Here is a 16,873-nt window from a genome sequence, read left to right as displayed (position 1 = left end):
GCAGACGGCAACATCCATTGCGCCAGGCACCATGGCGGTTGCGAGCGACGCCTGACTTCGCTATCGCAAGGACACGTCCTTCCCCACACATCGAACGAGGCATTCATGACCATCTCCGTTGGCGACAAGCTGCCCGACGCGACCTTCAAGACGATGACCGCCGACGGCGCCAAGCCGATCACGACGGCCGAGATCTTCGCCGGAAAGAAGGTCGTGCTGTTTGGCGTTCCCGGCGCTTTCACGCCGACCTGCAGCAACAACCACCTGCCCGGCTATCTGGAGAACCATGACGCTATCCTCGCGCGTGGCGTCGACACCATCGCCGTCGTCTCGGTCAACGATGTGCATGTCATGGGCGCCTGGGCGCGCTTCACCGGCGGCGAGGGCAAGATCCTCTATCTCGCCGATGGCAATGGCGATTTTGCCAAGTCGGTCGGCCTTGACTACGCCAGCGACGGTATGGGGCTGCGCTCGAGGCGCTTTTCGATGATCGTCGACGACGGCAAGGTCACCGCGTTCAATGTCGAGACCAAGCCAGGCGTCGACGAGTCGGGTGCGGCTCACATTCTGGGCCAGCTCTGAGTTCGCCTTGGCGTGACGATCATGCGCGTGTAGGTGCTTCTAGATCTTCACTTTTGGGGGACCTCAGCGATGTTCGATATTGTCTGGCGCAGCGTGGCGATCGGCATTGGCGCGACGGTGCTGATGGATATTTGGGCCTTCTTCCTCAATGTGGCCTTTGCCCAGCCGCGGCCGAACTGGGGACCGGTCGGCCGCTGGGTCTGGCACTTGAGAAACAAGGTGTTTCACGACGACATCGTAGAGGCCTCGCCCTACGCGCATGAAGTGGCGCTGGGCTGGGCCTTTCACTACGCCGTCGGCATCGCCTACGGCATCATCCTTGTCCTGCTGGCGGGAACGGCGTGGCTTGCCGCACCGACCTTCCTGCCGGCTTTCATCCTCGGCATCGTGACCGTCGGCGCCGGCTGGTTCCTGCTCGCGCCCGGCATGGGCGCCGGCTGGGCCGCGTCAAAGCGCCCCAACCCGATGAATATCCGGGCGCTCAATTTGGTATCGCATACGGTGTTCGCGCTTGGGCTCTACGGCACGGCGCTGCTGATCCGCTAGCTGAATTGACCGGCACCGAGTTGCACCGGCCTGTCGATCGGCAGCCATCCGTGGATAACGCGACGCGCTCCGACATCGTAAGCGAAGTAGTTGCCACCGCCCGCCGGCTGATCCGCTTCGCGGCTGATTTTCCGACCGCTGAGAGACAGCAGCAGGAGCGTTCCCACGCCGCCATGGCCCACCAAGGCAATGTCGTCGGCGCCGTTGGTGCCAAGTACAGTGTCGACCTCGCTCACAATACGATGCTGGGCGTCGATAGCCCGCTCCCATCCGCGAATGCTGCTGTGTGGATTGGCGAAGAATTGGTCCGCAACGGCTTCGAACTCCGGCGGCGGCAGAAAGCCCGTTGCCGACCGGTCGTTCTCATGCATCCGTTCCCTGACCTCGACCGCAAGGCGCAGATGCCTTGCAAGGATCTCGGCGGTTTCTATCGCCTTGCGTTCGCCTGACGACACGATACGCCGGATCGACCCTATCCATGGCTGGTCGAGCATTGCAGCGGCTCTCGCTCGCCCGATGTCGGATAGCCCCCACTGCGGCACCGGAATACCAGCATCGATCTGAACCTGGGGATGCGTGATGTAGTATGCGACAGGCACGATTGGGGGTCTTTCTACCAGTCAGCGGACCCGTGCCGAAATTCAATAGCTCTGGGTCGAGCGCCGCGCCTTTGCGACCGCTGGCGGCTTTGCCCGTGCAGTTGGCTGCGGCGCAACAGCGGGCTTCGACGGGCCTTTCTTGAACGGCGCCATGCCTTCCCGCGCCAGTTCGTCGGCGCGCTCGTTCTCGACATGGCCGGCATGGCCCTTGACCCAGTTCCAGGTCACCTGATGGCGCCTGTTGGCCTCGTCCAGCGCCTGCCAGAGCTCGCCATTCTTGACCGGCTTCTTGTCGGCGGTCTTCCAGCCGTTCTTCTTCCAGCCATGGATCCACTTGGAAATGCCGTCCATCACGTATTTGCTGTCGGTGTGCAGATCGACCGCGCACGGCTCCTTCAGCGCATTGAGCGCCGAGATGGCAGCGAGCAACTCCATGCGGTTGTTGGTCGTCTCGGCCTCGCCGCCCGACAGTTCCTTGGTTTTGCCGTTGAAGCGCAGGATCGCTCCCCAGCCGCCGGGGCCCGGATTGCCCGAACAGGCGCCGTCGGTGAAGATTTCAACACGCTTGGTCATGTCGGTCATGTCAGTCCGTATTCGGAGGGAGATTGGATCGCCCGGTGAAAGCGCATGCGGCGGATATATTCGGTCGGGTCGCGTTTCATGACCATCCCGCCGTTCGGAATGGTCAGCCAGTCATAGAGCCTCGTCAGCATGAAGCGCAGCGCCGATCCCCGCGCCAGGATCGGCAGCGCGGCTTTTTCCTCGCCGCTCAAGGGCCGCACGCTCTGGTAGCCGGCCAACAGCGCGGTGCCCTTGGTCAGGTTGAACGAAAAATCCTTCTCGAAGCACCAGGCATTGAGGCAGGTGGCGACGTCATAGGCATAGAGGTCATCGCAGGCGAAATAGAAGTCGATCAGCCCGGAGAGTTTCTCGCCGAGGAAGAAGACGTTGTCCGGAAAAAGGTCGGCATGGATGATGCCTTGCGGCAGGTCCTTCGGCCAGTTGCGTTCGAAATCGGCGAAATCGGCATCGACCTCCGCGGCCAGCCCCGGCTCGACCTCGTCGGCGCGGGCATGGGAGGCATTCCACAGCTTGCGCCAGCCATCGATGGCAAGCGCATTCGGGCGGGTCATGGAAAAATCCTGGCCGGCAAGATGCAGTTCGGCCAGTGCCTTGCCAACCTCGCCGCAATGCGCCGCAGTCGGCCGCCGCAGCGACAGGCCCTCGAGGAAGGTGATGATGACCGCCGGGCGGCCTGCCAGCGCACCTATGACGGTGCCGTCATGCGCGGTTACCGGAAGCGGGCAGGAAATGCCCTTCCTGGCGAGATGGCCCATCAAGCCGAGGAAGAACGGCAGGTCGGCCCTGTCGACGCGCTTCTCGTAAAGCGTCAGGATGTAGGAGCCGCTCGTCGTATGCAGCAAAAAATTCGAGTTCTCGGTGCCTTCGGCAATGCCCTTGTAGGACAGGAGTTCGCCGACCGGATAGGCCTGCAGGAACGTGCCGAGCTCGCCCTCGCTGACGTCGGTGTAGACCGCCATGGGCTGTTCACGCGGCTCCGTTGACGAAAGCCATATCGGCCTTCGTCAGTTCGACATCGCGCAAAACCCGCATGACCGGAAAGTCCTCCGTTTCCGTTGCCGTGATCGCCAGATCGATGGTTACATCGAAGCGCTGGCGGAAGGCATCGATGATTTCGTCGACGATGATTTCCGGCGCCGACGCGCCAGCCGACAGGCCGAGCGTCGAGATGCCGGCGATGTCATTCCACGGAATTTCAGAGGCGCGCTGCACGAGAAGCGACATCGTGGCGCCGGCGCGCTCCGCGACTTCGACAAGACGGCGCGAATTGGAGGAATTGGGCGCGCCGACGATCAGATAGAGGTCGGCGCCGGCGGCGGTCTCCTTGACCGCCTCCTGGCGGTTGGTGGTGGCATAGCAGATCGATTCCGCTGCCGGCGCATGCAGAGTGGGAAAGCGATCCTGCAGTGCCCGGATGATGCCGGCGGTGTCCTCGACCGACAGCGTCGTCTGGGTGACGAAGCCGAGTGCCTCGGGATCGGCAGGCGCAAGCTTCGCGGCGTCCGCCTCGGTCTCGATCAGCGTGACGGCGCCGTCCGGCAGTTGGCCCATGGTGCCGATCACCTCAGGATGCCCGGCATGGCCAATCAAAAGCACGTGGCGGCCGAGTCGCTGGTGGCGCATTGCCTGCTTGTGGACCTTGGAGACCAGCGGACAGGTGGCGTCAAGATAGAACAAGTTGCGGGCCTGCGCGTCGGCCGGCACCGATTTCGGCACGCCATGCGCCGAAAACACGACCGGGCTCTGGCGATGCTCGGCCGGGATCTCCGAAAGTTCCTCGATGAACACCGCCCCCAGGCTCTGCAAGCCCTCGACGACGTAGCGGTTGTGCACGATCTCGTGGCGGACATAGACCGGCGCGCCGTATTTCTTCAGCGCCAGCACGACGATCTGGATGGCGCGGTCGACGCCGGCGCAAAAGCCGCGCGGCTGGCAGAGCCTTATCGTCAATGGGGGCTTGGTCGTGGTGTGAAGCATGAATCCGGGCCGGTTGTTCAGAGCCGAAATGAGGTGCGCACCCCTGCCCTGTCAAGGGCGGTGGCAACGATCATTCCGCTTTCGCCGGACGGCGAAGCCTGAAGAGGAGGACGCCGGCAAGGGCAGCGGCAAGGCCGTACCAGGTGAAAGCATATTGCAGATGGCTGTTCGGCAGGTCGATGATGGTGACGCCGCCGACCGGCAGGCCGCCGGGGTTTGGCGTCTTGTCGGCATCGATGAAGAACGGCACCAGCACTGCAGCTGTTGGGAGATTGGCGCTCGCAGCCATCGCATCGCGATCCTTCCAGTAGAAGATGTTCTTCTGGATATCGTTGTCGGGAAGCATCATCGATGGCTTCGCCAGCAGCGGGTTGCGCGCAAGGCCCGTCAACGTCACCTTGCCTGCCACCTGCCCCTGCGGTCGCTTGGCGGCGTCCTTCAGGTCGTAGGGAACGAAGCCGCGGTTGATCAGCACGAAACGGCCGCCATCCAGTCGCAAAGGCGTGATGACGTCGAAACCGGCAGCACCGTCCCAGGTCGAATAGAAGTGCCGCTCGCCGTGGTGCAGGAAAGTGCCTGACACCGTCACCGGCGTATAGTCGACATCGCCGGAGGAAGCGAACTGACTTTCGACCTCGGCCAGTGGCCGCGGCGCCGAATGCGTGCGCTGGTCTATGGTCTGGAGAAGGCCTTCCTTCCAGTGCAGGCGTTGGAGCTGCCAGGTGCCGAGCGCCAGCAGGATGACGAACACGACCAGGCCGAGGCCAAGCAGCAATGCCGTCTTCGGCCGCGAACGGCCGACACGCTTGGCCGATGCCTGGCTCATTCGCCGCGGTCCAGCCGGCCCTCGGCCGCCTTGTTGGCGTATTGCAGCGTCAACAGCACGCCTTTGATCAGCTTGAGCGCCGTCAGGCACAAAGCCAGCGCCAACGGTATCCAGATCAGCAGATGCAGCCACAGCGGCGGGCTCAGCGTCACCTCCACCCACAGCGCAAGCCCGACGACGATGAAGCCGATGATCAGGATGACGAACACCGCCGGTCCGTCGCCGGCATCGGCGTAGGAATAATCCAGGCCGCAATTCGTGCATCGCTTGCCGACGGTCAGGAACCCGGAAAACAGCCGTCCTTCACCGCAGCGCGGACAGCGGCCGTGCAGGCCCGCCGAGATCGGTTCGATGGGTGGCCAGATCGCCTTGTCGTCGCTCATGCTTTACGGCTCGATCTCGATTGGCGTTCCATCGGCCACCATGGTCCAGATTTCATCCATATCGGAGTCCGTAACGGCAATGCAGCCGTCGGTCCAGTCGACCAATTGAAGCAGCCAGCCCCACCAGCCATAGCCGTTGGGCTGGCCATGGATCATGATCATGCCGCCGGGATCGACGCCAGCCGCCTTCGCAGCCGCCATCTCCACGGTATTCGGATAGGAGATGTGGATCGACTTGCGGGCGATGCTGTCGGGGTTGCGCCAATCCAGCAAATAGCGCCCCTCGGGCGTGCGCTGGTCACCTTCCCTGTGCTTGTGCCCGATAGGGTCGCCACCCAGCGCGATGCCGTAGGTGCGCAATATTTTGCCATCGCCGATCAGTTCCAGGCGCCGTTCCGACTTGTCGACGCGCACCAGGTCGACGCGTTCGCTTGCGAAGGCTGGGGCCGTCGCGACAAAGCCGGCACAAATGACAAAAAGGTGTCTCGAACGCATCGCCATCGATCGGCGATGATTATGCCGAAATGAAGAAGGCGGCCACGTTGCCGCAGCCGCCTTGTCGATTTCCGAGCAAAAGCTGTCAGTGGCCTTCGATCAGCGCGCCGTTAGAGGCCCAGACATAGATCGAGGCGAACAGGAACAGCCAGACCACGTCGACGAAGTGCCAGTACCAGGCCGCCGCCTCGAAGCCGAAATGCTGCTTCGGGGTGAAATCGCCCTTCATGGCGCGCACCAGGCAGACAGCCAGGAAGATGGTGCCGATGATGACGTGGAAACCATGGAAGCCGGTCGCCATGAAGAAGGTGGCGCCATAGATGGAATCCTTGAAGGCGAACGGCGCGTGCATGTATTCGTAGGCCTGCACCATGGTGAACAGGATGCCGAGGCCGACGGTGAGCACCAGGCCGTTGATCAGGCCCTTGCGGTCGCCGTGAAGCAGCGAATGGTGCGCCCAGGTGACCGTCGTGCCCGACAGCAGCAGGATGATGGTGTTGTAGAGCGGCAGGTGGAAGGGATCGAGGACCTCGAGGCCCTTCGGCGGCCAGACGCCGCCGGTGAAGGTGGTGCGGGCGTAATTCTGGACTTCGCCCGGAAACAGGCTGGCGTCGAAGAAGGCCCAGAACCAGGCGACGAAGAACATCACTTCCGAAGCGATGAACATGATCATGCCGTAGCGTAGATGCAGCGACACGACGCGGGTGTGATGGCCCTCATGCGCTTCCTTGATGGTGTCCGACCACCAGGCAAACATCGTGTAGATGACGATCAGGAGGCCGATGAAGAACAGCCACGGATTGGCGATGTTGTAGCCGAAGATCGGGAAATCGCCGGCCTTGAGATACTGCATATAAGCGACGCCGCCGATGGCGGTCACCAGCGCGCCGATGGAGCCCAGGAAGGGCCACGGGCTCGGGTCGACGAGATGGTAGTCATGCTGTGGTTTTGTGTGCGCGTCGGCCATATCAACCCCCGAGATTTGCTTCGGTATCTGAAACTTTGTTGCTGCTTGCGGCCGGCGCTGACGACGCGACCGGCTTGTTCTTTTCGACCGGGAACATGGTGTAGGACAAGGTGATGGTCTTAAAGTCCTTCAGTTCCGGCACGTTGACGATGTCGGGATCCACGTAGAATACGACCGGCATGTCCAGCGTCTCGCCAGGCTTCAGCGTCGTGTCGGTGAAGCAGAAACACTCCACCTTGTTGAAGTAGGGCCCCGCCAACTCCGGCTGCACGTTGAAGGTCGCGCGGCCGGTGACGGGGCGGTCGAACTTGTTGGTCGCGGTGTAGTGCGCCTGGACCGTCTCACCGATCTTGATGGTGATCGAACGGGTGACCGGCTGGAACTGCCAGGGCACGCCGGCGGTGTTGGCGTCGAAGCGGATGGCGACATCGCGGTCGAGCACGCGGTTGGCGTATTGTTGCGTGGCGCGCTTGGTCGTGCCGCCATAACCGGTCGCCTGGCAGAACATCGCATAGAGCGGCACAGCGGCGTAGGCCATGCCGATCATGCCGGCGAAGAAGGCAATGCAGACGCCCGCGACAATGCGGTTGGTGTTCTTCTTTGCGGGATCGGTGACTGTCTGGCGGGTCATCTTCGGCCTCACATCGACGCGCCGCCGGGATGACCGAATTTCACGATGGTGGCGACGTAGAAGATGACGACAAGCACCGCCAGCGCCAGGCCAATGGCAGCGGAGCGGTTGCGCTGGGCTTTCTTCTGGCGCTCCGTCAACGTGATGAGCTCGAGTTTCTTGTCGACCATGATCATGCTCCGCCGATATCAAGAGCGCGGCTGACGACGCTGTCGGCAAGGTAAATGGCGAAGATGGCAAAGAGGTAGAGCAGCGAGTAGCCGAACAATGCCTTGGCCGGCTTCATCTCACGATCGCCGTCGTTCATGCGCAGCACCTTCCACGCATACCAGACGAAGCCTGCGCCGAGCAGCAGCGCGGCGATACCGTAGGCAGAAGTGGTGAAGCCGAGGCCCCATGGCAGCACGCCAATGGGCGCAAGGATCAGCGCATAGGCGAAGATCTGGCGCCGGGTCGAAGCCTGGCCGGCGACGTTCGGCATCATCGGGATGCCGGCCCTGGCATAGTCCTCGGACTTGAAGAGCGCGAGCGCCCAGAAATGCGGCGGCGTCCACAGGAAGATGATCAGGAACAGGACAAGGCTTTCGAGGCTGACCGTGCCGGTCACCGCGGCCCAGCCGATGACAGGCGGAATGGCGCCGGCGGCGCCGCCGATGACGATGTTCTGCGGCGTCCAGCGCTTCAGCCACATCGTGTAGATGACGGCGTAGAAGAAGATGGTGAAGGCCAGCAGGCTCGCCGACAGCCAGTTGACGAGGACGCCGAGCGTCATCACCGATAGCACCGAGAGCACCAGGCCGAAGGTCAGCGCCTCGCCGGGCTGGATGCGGCCGGCAGGGACGGGACGGCTTGCGGTCCTGGTCATGACCGCATCGATGTCGGCGTCGTACCACATGTTGAGCGCGCCGGAGGCGCCTGCACCGATGGCGATGGACAGGATCGCGATCACCGCCAGCAACGGGTTGATGGTCACCGGCGCCGCGACCAGCCCGACAAAGGCCGTGAACACCACCAGCGACATGACGCGCGGCTTCAGCAGGGCGAAGAAATCGCCCGCGGTGGCTTCCGACATGCGAAAGCCCGCTTCGTCAATCAATGGTTTGTCGACAAGGGCCATGCGTACTTAAGTCCATCATTCCGTTGGCCAAAACCGCCGGCGTGCCGGCGGTTTCGTATTCGCGGGCAGCCGCTTACTTGATCTTCGGCAGCTGTTCCCACTGGTGGAAGGGCGGCGGCGAAGGCAGCTGCCATTCCAGCGTCGTTGCACCCTCTCCCCAAGGGTTGGCGCCGGCGATCCGCTTCTTCTGGAAGGCTTCAAACACGCCATAGAGGAAGATCATCACGCCGACGGCCGAGATATAGGATCCCATGGACGACACCCAGTTCCAGCCGGCAAAAGCGTCCGGATAGTCGATGGTGCGGCGCGGCATGCCGGCGAGACCGAGGAAGTGTTGCGGGAAGAAGATCAGGTTAACGCCGACGAAGGTGACCCAGAAATGGGTGTTGGCGATGACCGGCGAGTACATGTAGCCGGTCATCTTCGGGAACCAGTAGTACCAGCCGGCGAAGATGGCGAAGACCGCGCCGAGCGACAGCACGTAGTGGAAGTGGGCGATCACGAAATAGGTGTCATGCAGCGAGCGGTCGAGGCCGGCGTTGGCCAGTTGGACGCCGGTGACGCCACCGATGGTGAACAGGAAGATGAAGCCCAACGCCCACAGCATCGGCGTCTTGAACGAGATCGACCCGCCCCACATCGTCGCGATCCAGGAGAAGATCTTCACGCCCGTCGGCACCGCGATGACCATGGTGGCGAAGACGAAATAGCGCTGCGTGTCGAGCGACAGGCCGGTCGTGTACATGTGATGCGCCCAGACGATGAAGCCCACCGCACCGATGGCGACCATGGCATAGGCCATGCCGAGATAGCCGAACACCGGCTTCTTCGAGAAGGTCGACACGATGTGGCTGATGATGCCGAAGCCCGGCAGGATCAGGATGTAGACCTCCGGGTGACCGAAGAACCAGAACAGATGCTGGAACAGGATCGGGTCGCCGCCGCCGTCCGGTGCGAAGAAGGTGGTGCCGAAATTGCGGTCGGTGAGCAGCATGGTGATGCCGCCGGCCAGAACCGGCAGCGACAGCAGCAGCAGGAAGGCGGTGATCAGCACCGACCAGGCAAACAGCGGCATCTTGTGCAACGTCATGCCCGGCGCGCGCATGTTGAAGATGGTGGTGATGAAGTTGATGGCGCCGAGGATCGACGAGGCGCCGGCAATGTGGATCGACAGGATCGCCAGATCCATGGCCGGCCCGGGCTGACCGGAGGTCGACAGCGGCGGATAGAGCGTCCAGCCACCGCCGACACCATAGGCGCCCGGCGCGCTCGGCATGAAGGCCGAAGCGATCAGCAGGATGAAGGCCGGCGGCAGCAGCCAGAAGGAGATGTTGTTCATGCGCGGGAAGGCCATGTCCGGGGCGCCGATCATGATCGGCACCATCCAGTTGGCAAAGCCGCCGATCAGCGCCGGCATGACCATGAAGAAGATCATGATCAGCGCGTGCGCGGTGCCGAAGGCATTGTACATGCTCTTGCCGCCATCGATCGCGGCATCGCCGTTCATGCCGTAGACCATCTGCGCCAGACCGGTGAAGATCTGGATGCCCGGCTCCTGCAGCTCCATGCGGATGACGACCGACAGGGCGCCGCCGACGATGCCCGCGAAGATCGCGAAGATCAGGTAGAGCGTACCGATATCCTTGTGGTTGGTCGAATACACCCACCGGACCCAGCCGTGATACGGCTTGTGGTCGTGATCGTCGTGAGCTGCAGCGTCTGCCATGTTCGGCTCCGTTCCCTGATCTTATTTCGGTCGCGGCATCAGTTGCCGGCGGCCGCTACCTTGTTTGTGCCGTCGACCTCGGCCATCAGCGCCTTGTTGGCGCCGGGAAGGTCGGTCTTGGCTGCCGCCAGCCAGGTGTTGTACTGCGCATCAGAGACGACGCGGATCGCGATCGGCATGAAGGCGTGGTCCTTGCCGCAGAGCTGCGAGCACTGGCCGTAGTAGAGGCCTTCCTTTTCCGCCTTGAACCAGGTTTCGTTGGTGCGTCCGGGAACCGCGTCCATCTTGATGCCGAACGCGGGCATGGCGAAGGAATGGATGACGTCGGTTGCGGTGACCAGAACGCGGGTCATGGTGTTGACCGGCACCACCAGCTCGTTGTCGACGGCGAGCAGACGCGGATAGACCTTGCGATCTTCCTTGCCGGCGGCCTTGCGATCGCCGTCCTGAAGGATGGCCGAGTTGAAGGAAAGCGTCTTGTCGACCTGGTACTCATAGTCCCAGTTCCACTGGTTTCCCGTCGCCTTGATGGTCAGCTTGGCTTCTTCCGGCGGCGTGTATTGCGCGGTCAGCAGCTGGAACGAAGGGATGGCGATGAAGAGCAGGATAACGACCGGACCGACCGTCCAGAGCACTTCGATCAGCGTGTTGTGGCTGGTCTGCGAAGGGACAGGGTTCACGCTTGCGCGGAATTTCCAGATGCAGACGGCGAGCAGAACAAGCACCAGGATGGTGATCGGGACGATGAACCACATCGTATAGTTCCCGAACCACTCGATCTGCCGCATCATGTCGGTCGCGGGCGGCTGGAAACCGATCTCCCACGGCTGGGGCTGGGCCGCGTGGGCGGCGCTCGCACCGGCCACGACCATGGCAGCGGCTGTCGCACTTGCTAGAGACTTGGCACTTGCAAGAGACTTGGCGCCAGCTAGGAATTTTCTCATCGCCCTCATCATCTCCCAGTTCCTCGCGATCGGACCGCAAGAATAACGAACCACGCCGGGATGGGAATCCCGGACAGTCCCAAGGGTGGTTCAAACCATACTCTATTTCCCTCCGCAAGAAAGGAGCGGCCGAAACCGTGCGGCATTTTTGCGCGCAAGCCCCGACCGTCGCTTTTGGCGGCATGAGGCCTTTCGCCGATCGTTGACGCACGGACGCCAACCGCTACTTTCCGGATTGCTTGGCACTATCCCCCGAGCGGTCGCAATTCGGGCGAATTTGGCTTGGAAAAGCGCATTATTGCCGGTGTCCGGGCGGACGGGCGGCGGTCTCGTCCTTTACTTGGCCTTGGCGCGGCTTAAAGTGCCGTGATTCGCAATGGAGCCGTCATGATCTCTTGGCTTTCAAAACGTGGGTGTTCGAGAACTTTGGCCAAGGCCATTTTTCTTGCCGCCCTGTTTGGTACCGGCCTGTCGGGCATCGGCCCAGCCAACGCCGCCCAGCCTAGCGGCACGGTGCGCTCGACGCATGGCGCCTGGTCTATCATCTGCGACACACCTGCCGGCGCGACTTCAGAACAATGCGTGATGATGCAGAACGTCGTCGCCGAGGACCGTCCGGAGATGGGGCTGTCGGTGGTCGTGCTGCGCACCGCGGACAACAAGGCCGAGATCCTGCGCGTGCTGGCACCGCTCGGCGTTCTGCTGCCCAACGGGCTTGGCCTCAATGTCGACGGCAAGGATATTGGCCGGGCCTATTTCGTGCGCTGCTTCCAGGACGGCTGCTATGCCGAGGTCATTCTCGAAAAGCCACTGCTCGATACGCTGAAGACCGGCACCTCGGCCACTTTCATCGTCTTCCAGACGCCTGAGGAAGGCATCGGCATTCCCGTCGACCTCAAGGGCTTTGCCGACGGTTTTGCGGCGCTGCCCTGAGACTGCTCAATCCAGACGACGTCGAGATCTTCAACCTGGAGGCCTTGCGCGTTTGTCCCAAGGCCTTCGCCAGCAGCCTGGCGGATTGGGAAAGCCTGCCGGACGAGGAGTGGCGGCGGCGCCTGACCAATAATCCGGTTGTCGTCAGCTTTAACGGCGACGAGCCTGTCGGCATAATGGGCCTGATGCGGCAGCAGGCCAGCAAGATGACGCACCGCGCCACCATCGTCATGGTCTATCTGCGCGACACCGAGCGCGGCAGCGGACACGCCGTCGCGATGCTAAATCTTTTGCTCGACCACGCCCGCGCATTGAGCATCAGGCAGGTCGAACTGGCCGTAAGCGCGGAAAATCCGGCGGCAATACGATTTTATCAACGTGAGGGTTTTCACGAAATCGGCTGCATACCTGCCGGCATTCTTCACGAGGGCCGTGAGATCTACGAAATCGTGATGGCGCGGCGCCTGACTTAGGGGCTTCTGTGTTCCATCGTGAAGATTGCCGAACGGCGCCCCGGCGCCTACATCCCATGAAACAGCTTACTGAAGGGCCTGCGCCATGAACAGCCTGATCGGCCAATTCGACATTTCCGACGATCGCATCAAGCGCATCGTCGCCGAGACCATCAACGGCGCCGACGACGGCGAGCTGTTCCTCGAATACAGCGAGAGCGAGGCGCTGATGTTCGACAACGGCCGGCTGAAGACCGCCAACTTCAACACCGACCAGGGGTTCGGTTTGCGCGCAGTTGCCGGCGAGGCCTGCGGCTATGCGCATTCGAGCGATCTATCCGAGGCCTCGCTGCTGCGCGCGGCCGACGCCGTTTCTACCGTCAAGGGCGGCTATTCCGGCACGCTTGCCGCCGCACCGGCGCGCACCAACCGCCATCTTTATGGCGAGGAGAACCCGATCCCCTCGCCTTCCTTCGAGGCCAAGGCCAAGCTGCTTCAGGAAATCGATGCCTGGCTGCGCGCCGAGGATCCGCGCGTGCGGCAGGTAACAGCCTCGCTCGCCGCCTCCTGGCAGCATGTCGAGATCGTGCGCGCCGACGGCCAGATGGTGCGCGACATCCGCCCGCTGGTCCGCATCAATGTCTCCGTCGTCGTCGGCAGCGGCGACCGCCAGGAGAGCGGCTCCTACGGCATGGGCGGGCGCAAGGCGTTCGGCGAGTTCCTGGTTGAGGAGAGCTGGAAGCACGCCGCAAAGGAGGCGCTGCGCCAGGCGCTGGTCAATCTTGAGGCGATCCCGGCACCCGCCGGCACATTCGACATCGTGCTCTCCAGCGGCTGGCCGGGCGTCATGCTGCACGAGGCCGTCGGTCATGGGCTGGAAGGCGACTTCAACCGCAAGAAGACATCGGCCTTTGCCGGCCTGCTCGGCCAGCAGGTGGCGGCCAAAGGCGTCACCGTCGTCGATGACGGAACCATTGCTGAGCGGCGCGGCTCGCTGACCGTCGACGACGAAGGCACGCCGTCCGCCCGCAACGTGCTGATCGAGGACGGCAAGCTGGTCGGCTACATGCAGGACCGCCAGAACGCCCGGCTGATGGGGATGAAGGCGACAGGTAACGGAAGGCGCGAAGGCTATGCGCACCAGCCGATGCCGCGCATGACCAACACATACATGACCTCGGGCGACATCGACCCGGACGAGATCATCGCCTCGGTCAAGAACGGCATCTATGCCGTCTCGTTCGGCGGCGGCCAGGTCGACATCACCTCTGGAAAATTCGTGTTCGGCTGCACCGAGGCCTACATGATCGAGAACGGCAAGGTGACGCAGCCGATCAAGGGCGCGATGCTGATCGGCAACGGGCCTGACGCCATGCATCGTGTCAGCATGGTCGGCAACGACATGAAGCTCGACAACGGCATCGGCATGTGCGGCAAGGCCGGACAGGGCGTGCCGGTCGGCGTCGGCCAGCCACATCTCAGGATGAACCAGATGACGGTGGGTGGCACCAGGGTTTGACGCGATGGCCACTGGAGAAAAGTTCGTAGTCACCGGTTTGACCGAGAGCGAGGTCACATAACCTGCTCCGGTCTTTCCTACAACGCGACCAGAGGATGTGTTCGGGTCCCTGCCCAAAAAAGGCAAGCCGAAAACCTTAAGAGAAATGGACGCAGGCGTGCTCGTCGAAGCACCGCGTCGCCAAACTCGCGAATGATCTACCGCCGCCGCCTTGGCTTTTCCAGCAGCGCGACAGCCTCGACATGCGGCGACCACAGGAACTGGTCGATCGGCGTCACGCTCTTCAAGGCATAGCCGCCGTCGATGAGGATGCGCAAATCCCGCGCGAGCGTCACCGGATTGCAGGACACGGCGGCGACGAACGGCACATCCGAGCGGGCGATCTGCTTCGACTGGTCCTCGGCGCCGGCGCGGGGCGGGTCGAGGACAAGGCCGTCGAAGGCATTCAGTTCCTTGAAGGTAAGCGGGCGCCGGAACAGATCGCGGCGTTCGCTGGTCACCCGCTTCAGGCCATTGGCGAAACGGAAGGCGCGGTCGAGCGCCGCAAGCGCTGGCGCGTCGCCTTCTGCTGCGTGGACCTCCGACTTCGCGGCCAGGCGTAGCGCGAAACTGCCGCAACCGGCGAAAAGGTCGGCGACCTTCTTGGCGCGCGACAGATGCTGGCCGACGATGTCGGCCATGGCCTGCTCTGCCGCCTCGGTGGCCTGCAGGAAGGCGCCCGGCGGCACCGCGACCGCGACGCCGCCGAACAGCACCACCGGCTTCTTCGGCTCGACGATGATCTCGCCGTCGACCGAAAGCCTGGCCAGTCCCTCGGCGATGACGAAGTTCGAAGCGATGCGGCGCTGGTTCTCGCCGAGCTTGCCGGATTCGTGGACCGCGACGTCGAGGCCGGACCCGGTGACCGTCACCGTCATGTGGAACGATTTGGTGGTGGCGCAGACCAGCTCGGCAAGTTTCTTCAGACAATCGAGCGCGGCGACGATCACGGGCAGCGAGATCGGACATTCCTCGATGGCAATGATTTCCGACGACAGCGCGCGCACGAAGCCCAGCCGGATGCCGGCCTCGGTGCGCCGGGCGGAGAAGACGACGCGGCGGCGCGTCGCCGGCGCGCACGGCACCAAGGCGCCGATATCGCCAACGATGCCCTTGCTCTTCAGCGCATGCACGACCTTGTCGCGCTTCCATTGGCGGTAGGCTTCGACTTCCAGATGCTGGACGGCGCAGCCGCCGCATTCGGTGAAATGCCGGCAGGCCGGATCGATCCTGAGCGGCGAGGCCTCCAGCACCGACATCAAAGTGGCGCGATCCTTTTCGCGCGCCGCGGTGACGGTTTCGCCCGGCAGCGTGAAGGGAATGAAGACCTCGCCGGTTTCGGTCGCGGCGACGCCGTCGCCTTGCGAGCCCAGCCTTGCGATGGTGAAGCGCGCGCTCATCGATCCTTGATCCCACCAAGCAGGAATTCACGATTGCCGTCGCCACCCTCGATCGGCGACAGATGCAGCCCCAGCGAGCGCCAACCAGGCATGCTGTCGAACCAGTCCTGCAGCACGCCGGCAACGCGGGCGGCGTCATAGGGATCCTTAAGCAGGCCGCCCTTGCCGATCGCCGCGCGGCCGGCCTCGAATTGCGGCTTGACCAGAAGCACCGCGCGAGCGCCGCTGCAGGCCAATGCAAGCGCCGACGGCAGCGCCAGCTTCAGCGAAATGAAGCTGACATCGCAGACGATAAAATCCGGAATGCGGCCGCCGAGATCGGCGACAGTGAGGTCGCGAGCATTGAGGCCCTCGATGACCGTCACGCGCGGATCGCCTGCGATGTCGGGATGCATCTGGCCGTGGCCGACATCGATCGCCGTGACATGTGCCGCGCCGCGTTCGAGCAGCACCTGTGAGAAGCCGCCGGTCGAAGCGCCGATGTCGAGCGCTTCGCAGCCGGCGGGTCCGAAACCGAAATGGTCGAGCCCGGCGATCAGCTTCAGCGCCGCACGCGACACGTAACCCTGCGCCGGGTCGTCGATCGCGATCAGGCATTGCGGCAGGACGGTCTGACCAGGCTTGCGGGCGATGGTGCCATCGACCGTCACCGTGCCGCGCTCGATCGCGTCGCGGGCACGAGAGCGACTGGCGAACAGGCCGCGTTCGACGAGCAGTTCGTCGAGCCGCTGGCGCTTGCTGGCTGGCAGAGGGGAGTTCATCGGCCTTCATGGCGAAAGCGGGTGATGAACGCAAGGATGTTGGAAGCCGCAGATCTAGAAGACGGTTCGCGAAATCGGCCGCTCGACGGCCGGCGCCAGACCGTCATTGCTGTCGCCGGAGGCTTGCCTGCCCGGGCGCTCGGCGGGAACCAACGGCGGCTCGACGGCGTCCGGCACGACGACGAATTGCGGACGCTGCTTATAGGAAAAGCCGCCGCGAATGCCCCCGATCTTGCCGGCGACGATGTCCATCGCCGCCTTTTCGAGATTGCGGTCGTAGCGCGTTTCGGCCATCGCTGGTGCTGCGATGGCGGCCGAAATGGTCATGCCGTAGAAAAGCGTTTTCATGTCTTGTCGTTCCCCGCCGGACTGCCTTCTAGCAGGGCGACGTTGA

The 16,873-nt window shown here is 63.2% G+C and carries 21 protein-coding genes; 5 read left to right on the top strand and 16 right to left on the bottom strand.

The features are described 5' to 3' along the window. Positions 1-105: 105 nt before the first annotated feature. Together D3227_RS11805 and D3227_RS11800 are read left to right on the top strand one after the other, a co-directional pair. The gene (locus D3227_RS11805; RefSeq protein WP_120014268.1) at positions 106-582 is read left to right on the top strand and encodes a peroxiredoxin; all 477 of its coding nucleotides are present in this window, start codon (positions 106-108) and stop codon (positions 580-582) included. 69 nt (positions 583-651) lie between these two features. Further along, a complete protein-coding gene (locus D3227_RS11800) occupies positions 652-1,128 on the top strand; it encodes a DUF2938 domain-containing protein (RefSeq protein ID WP_120014267.1) in 477 nt (158 codons plus the stop codon). Here the strand turns inward: D3227_RS11800 and D3227_RS11795 are convergent. From D3227_RS11795 to coxB, 13 genes are all read right to left on the bottom strand, one after another. Continuing rightward, complete coding sequence (locus tag D3227_RS11795) at positions 1,125-1,727, bottom strand: histidine phosphatase family protein (RefSeq protein WP_120014266.1); 603 nt, start codon at positions 1,725-1,727, stop codon at positions 1,125-1,127. The two genes, D3227_RS11800 and D3227_RS11795, sit on opposite strands and share 4 nt — an antisense overlap. A 42-nt stretch (positions 1,728-1,769) precedes the next feature. Then, positions 1,770-2,300, bottom strand: a complete 531-nt coding sequence (gene rnhA, locus D3227_RS11790) for a ribonuclease HI (protein WP_120014332.1) — start codon at positions 2,298-2,300, stop codon at positions 1,770-1,772. A 5-nt stretch (positions 2,301-2,305) separates the two neighbouring features. Continuing rightward, positions 2,306-3,268, bottom strand: coding sequence for a homoserine kinase (locus D3227_RS11785; protein ID WP_120014265.1), 963 nt, complete (start codon positions 3,266-3,268; stop codon positions 2,306-2,308). 7 nt (positions 3,269-3,275) lie between these two features. Further along, positions 3,276-4,286, bottom strand: coding sequence for a 4-hydroxy-3-methylbut-2-enyl diphosphate reductase (gene ispH, locus D3227_RS11780; RefSeq protein ID WP_120014264.1), 1,011 nt, complete (start codon positions 4,284-4,286; stop codon positions 3,276-3,278). Between the two features lie 70 nt (positions 4,287-4,356). Continuing rightward, positions 4,357-5,112, bottom strand: coding sequence for an SURF1 family protein (locus D3227_RS11775; protein ID WP_167480670.1), 756 nt, complete (start codon positions 5,110-5,112; stop codon positions 4,357-4,359). Next, the gene (locus D3227_RS11770; protein ID WP_120014263.1) at positions 5,109-5,495 is read right to left on the bottom strand and encodes a DUF983 domain-containing protein; all 387 of its coding nucleotides are present in this window, start codon (positions 5,493-5,495) and stop codon (positions 5,109-5,111) included. Before D3227_RS11770 ends, D3227_RS11775 begins: the two co-directional genes overlap by 4 nt. Before the next feature lie 3 nt (positions 5,496-5,498). Further along, on the bottom strand, positions 5,499-5,990 hold the full coding sequence (locus tag D3227_RS11765) for a L,D-transpeptidase family protein (protein WP_120014330.1): 492 nt from the start codon (positions 5,988-5,990) through the stop codon (positions 5,499-5,501). A gap of 85 nt (positions 5,991-6,075) precedes the next feature. After that, positions 6,076-6,957 carry a cytochrome c oxidase subunit 3 gene (locus tag D3227_RS11760; protein ID WP_120014262.1) on the bottom strand — a complete coding sequence of 294 codons (882 nt, stop codon included), beginning with the start codon at positions 6,955-6,957 and terminating at the stop codon, positions 6,076-6,078. A 1-nt stretch (position 6,958) separates the two neighbouring features. After that, a complete protein-coding gene (locus D3227_RS11755; protein WP_120014329.1) occupies positions 6,959-7,588 on the bottom strand; it encodes a cytochrome c oxidase assembly protein in 630 nt (209 codons plus the stop codon). A gap of 8 nt (positions 7,589-7,596) precedes the next feature. Then, entirely contained in the window at positions 7,597-7,758 is a 162-nt protein-coding gene (locus tag D3227_RS11750; protein ID WP_120014328.1) for a hypothetical protein, read from the bottom strand. A 2-nt stretch (positions 7,759-7,760) separates the two neighbouring features. Next, on the bottom strand, positions 7,761-8,705 hold the full coding sequence (locus D3227_RS11745) for a heme o synthase (protein WP_120014261.1): 945 nt from the start codon (positions 8,703-8,705) through the stop codon (positions 7,761-7,763). A 73-nt stretch (positions 8,706-8,778) separates the two neighbouring features. Then, on the bottom strand, positions 8,779-10,431 hold the full coding sequence (gene ctaD, locus D3227_RS11740) for a cytochrome c oxidase subunit I (protein WP_006206344.1): 1,653 nt from the start codon (positions 10,429-10,431) through the stop codon (positions 8,779-8,781). Positions 10,432-10,469: 38 nt separating this feature from the next. After that, positions 10,470-11,387, bottom strand: coding sequence for a cytochrome c oxidase subunit II (gene coxB, locus D3227_RS11735; RefSeq protein WP_425374498.1), 918 nt, complete (start codon positions 11,385-11,387; stop codon positions 10,470-10,472). Between the two features lie 375 nt (positions 11,388-11,762). Between coxB and D3227_RS11730 the strand changes: the two genes are divergently transcribed. The 3 genes from D3227_RS11730 (at position 11,763) to tldD (ending at position 14,279) form a co-directional block, all read left to right on the top strand. Then, positions 11,763-12,308, top strand: a complete 546-nt coding sequence (locus tag D3227_RS11730) for an invasion associated locus B family protein (RefSeq protein ID WP_120014259.1) — start codon at positions 11,763-11,765, stop codon at positions 12,306-12,308. Positions 12,309-12,352: 44 nt separating this feature from the next. Continuing rightward, positions 12,353-12,781 (top strand): GNAT family N-acetyltransferase, encoded by a 429-nt coding sequence (locus D3227_RS11725; protein ID WP_425374497.1) that lies wholly within the window; start codon positions 12,353-12,355, stop codon positions 12,779-12,781. An 85-nt stretch (positions 12,782-12,866) separates the two neighbouring features. Beyond that, complete coding sequence (gene tldD, locus D3227_RS11720; RefSeq protein ID WP_120014257.1) at positions 12,867-14,279, top strand: metalloprotease TldD; 1,413 nt, start codon at positions 12,867-12,869, stop codon at positions 14,277-14,279. 197 nt (positions 14,280-14,476) lie between these two features. Here the strand turns inward: tldD and D3227_RS11710 are convergent, their stop codons facing one another. The 3 genes from D3227_RS11710 to D3227_RS11700 are packed head-to-tail and all read right to left on the bottom strand — an operon-like array spanning position 14,477 to position 16,827. Next, complete coding sequence (locus tag D3227_RS11710; RefSeq protein ID WP_120014256.1) at positions 14,477-15,718, bottom strand: class I SAM-dependent RNA methyltransferase; 1,242 nt, start codon at positions 15,716-15,718, stop codon at positions 14,477-14,479. Then, a complete protein-coding gene (locus D3227_RS11705) occupies positions 15,715-16,479 on the bottom strand; it encodes a TlyA family RNA methyltransferase (protein ID WP_120014255.1) in 765 nt (254 codons plus the stop codon). Before D3227_RS11705 ends, D3227_RS11710 begins: the two co-directional genes overlap by 4 nt. Positions 16,480-16,533: 54 nt before the next feature. After that, complete coding sequence (locus D3227_RS11700; RefSeq protein WP_120014254.1) at positions 16,534-16,827, bottom strand: hypothetical protein; 294 nt, start codon at positions 16,825-16,827, stop codon at positions 16,534-16,536. Between the last annotated feature and the right edge of the window lie 46 nt (positions 16,828-16,873).

Origin of the sequence: Mesorhizobium waimense (genome assembly GCF_003601975.1) — a bacterium.
GTDB classification, from domain to species: domain Bacteria; phylum Pseudomonadota; class Alphaproteobacteria; order Rhizobiales; family Rhizobiaceae; genus Mesorhizobium; species Mesorhizobium waimense.
Note: the sequence above shows the minus strand (reverse complement) of the source record. Positions and strands in the feature narration are given on the sequence as shown.

Bases quoted from the DNA above. Each gene is read 5' to 3' on its own strand.
- D3227_RS11805 (WP_120014268.1), top strand. From the start codon at position 106: ATGACCATCTCCGTTGGCGACAAGCTGCCCGACGCGACCTTCAAGACG.
- D3227_RS11800 (WP_120014267.1), top strand. From the start codon at position 652: ATGTTCGATATTGTCTGGCGCAGCGTGGCGATCGGCATTGGCGCGACG.
- rnhA (WP_120014332.1), bottom strand. From the start codon at position 2,300: ATGACCAAGCGTGTTGAAATCTTCACCGACGGCGCCTGTTCGGGCAAT.
- D3227_RS11785 (WP_120014265.1), bottom strand. From the start codon at position 3,268: ATGGCGGTCTACACCGACGTCAGCGAGGGCGAGCTCGGCACGTTCCTG.
- ispH (WP_120014264.1), bottom strand. From the start codon at position 4,286: ATGCTTCACACCACGACCAAGCCCCCATTGACGATAAGGCTCTGCCAG.
- D3227_RS11775 (WP_167480670.1), bottom strand. From the start codon at position 5,112: ATGAGCCAGGCATCGGCCAAGCGTGTCGGCCGTTCGCGGCCGAAGACG.
- D3227_RS11770 (WP_120014263.1), bottom strand. From the start codon at position 5,495: ATGAGCGACGACAAGGCGATCTGGCCACCCATCGAACCGATCTCGGCG.
- D3227_RS11765 (WP_120014330.1), bottom strand. From the start codon at position 5,990: ATGCGTTCGAGACACCTTTTTGTCATTTGTGCCGGCTTTGTCGCGACG.
- D3227_RS11760 (WP_120014262.1), bottom strand. From the start codon at position 6,957: ATGGCCGACGCGCACACAAAACCACAGCATGACTACCATCTCGTCGAC.
- D3227_RS11755 (WP_120014329.1), bottom strand. From the start codon at position 7,588: ATGACCCGCCAGACAGTCACCGATCCCGCAAAGAAGAACACCAACCGC.
- D3227_RS11750 (WP_120014328.1), bottom strand. From the start codon at position 7,758: ATGGTCGACAAGAAACTCGAGCTCATCACGTTGACGGAGCGCCAGAAG.
- D3227_RS11745 (WP_120014261.1), bottom strand. From the start codon at position 8,705: ATGGCCCTTGTCGACAAACCATTGATTGACGAAGCGGGCTTTCGCATG.
- ctaD (WP_006206344.1), bottom strand. From the start codon at position 10,431: ATGGCAGACGCTGCAGCTCACGACGATCACGACCACAAGCCGTATCAC.
- coxB (WP_425374498.1), bottom strand. From the start codon at position 11,387: ATGATGAGGGCGATGAGAAAATTCCTAGCTGGCGCCAAGTCTCTTGCA.
- D3227_RS11730 (WP_120014259.1), top strand. From the start codon at position 11,763: ATGATCTCTTGGCTTTCAAAACGTGGGTGTTCGAGAACTTTGGCCAAG.
- tldD (WP_120014257.1), top strand. From the start codon at position 12,867: ATGAACAGCCTGATCGGCCAATTCGACATTTCCGACGATCGCATCAAG.
- D3227_RS11710 (WP_120014256.1), bottom strand. From the start codon at position 15,718: ATGAGCGCGCGCTTCACCATCGCAAGGCTGGGCTCGCAAGGCGACGGC.
- D3227_RS11705 (WP_120014255.1), bottom strand. From the start codon at position 16,479: ATGAACTCCCCTCTGCCAGCCAGCAAGCGCCAGCGGCTCGACGAACTG.
- D3227_RS11700 (WP_120014254.1), bottom strand. From the start codon at position 16,827: ATGAAAACGCTTTTCTACGGCATGACCATTTCGGCCGCCATCGCAGCA.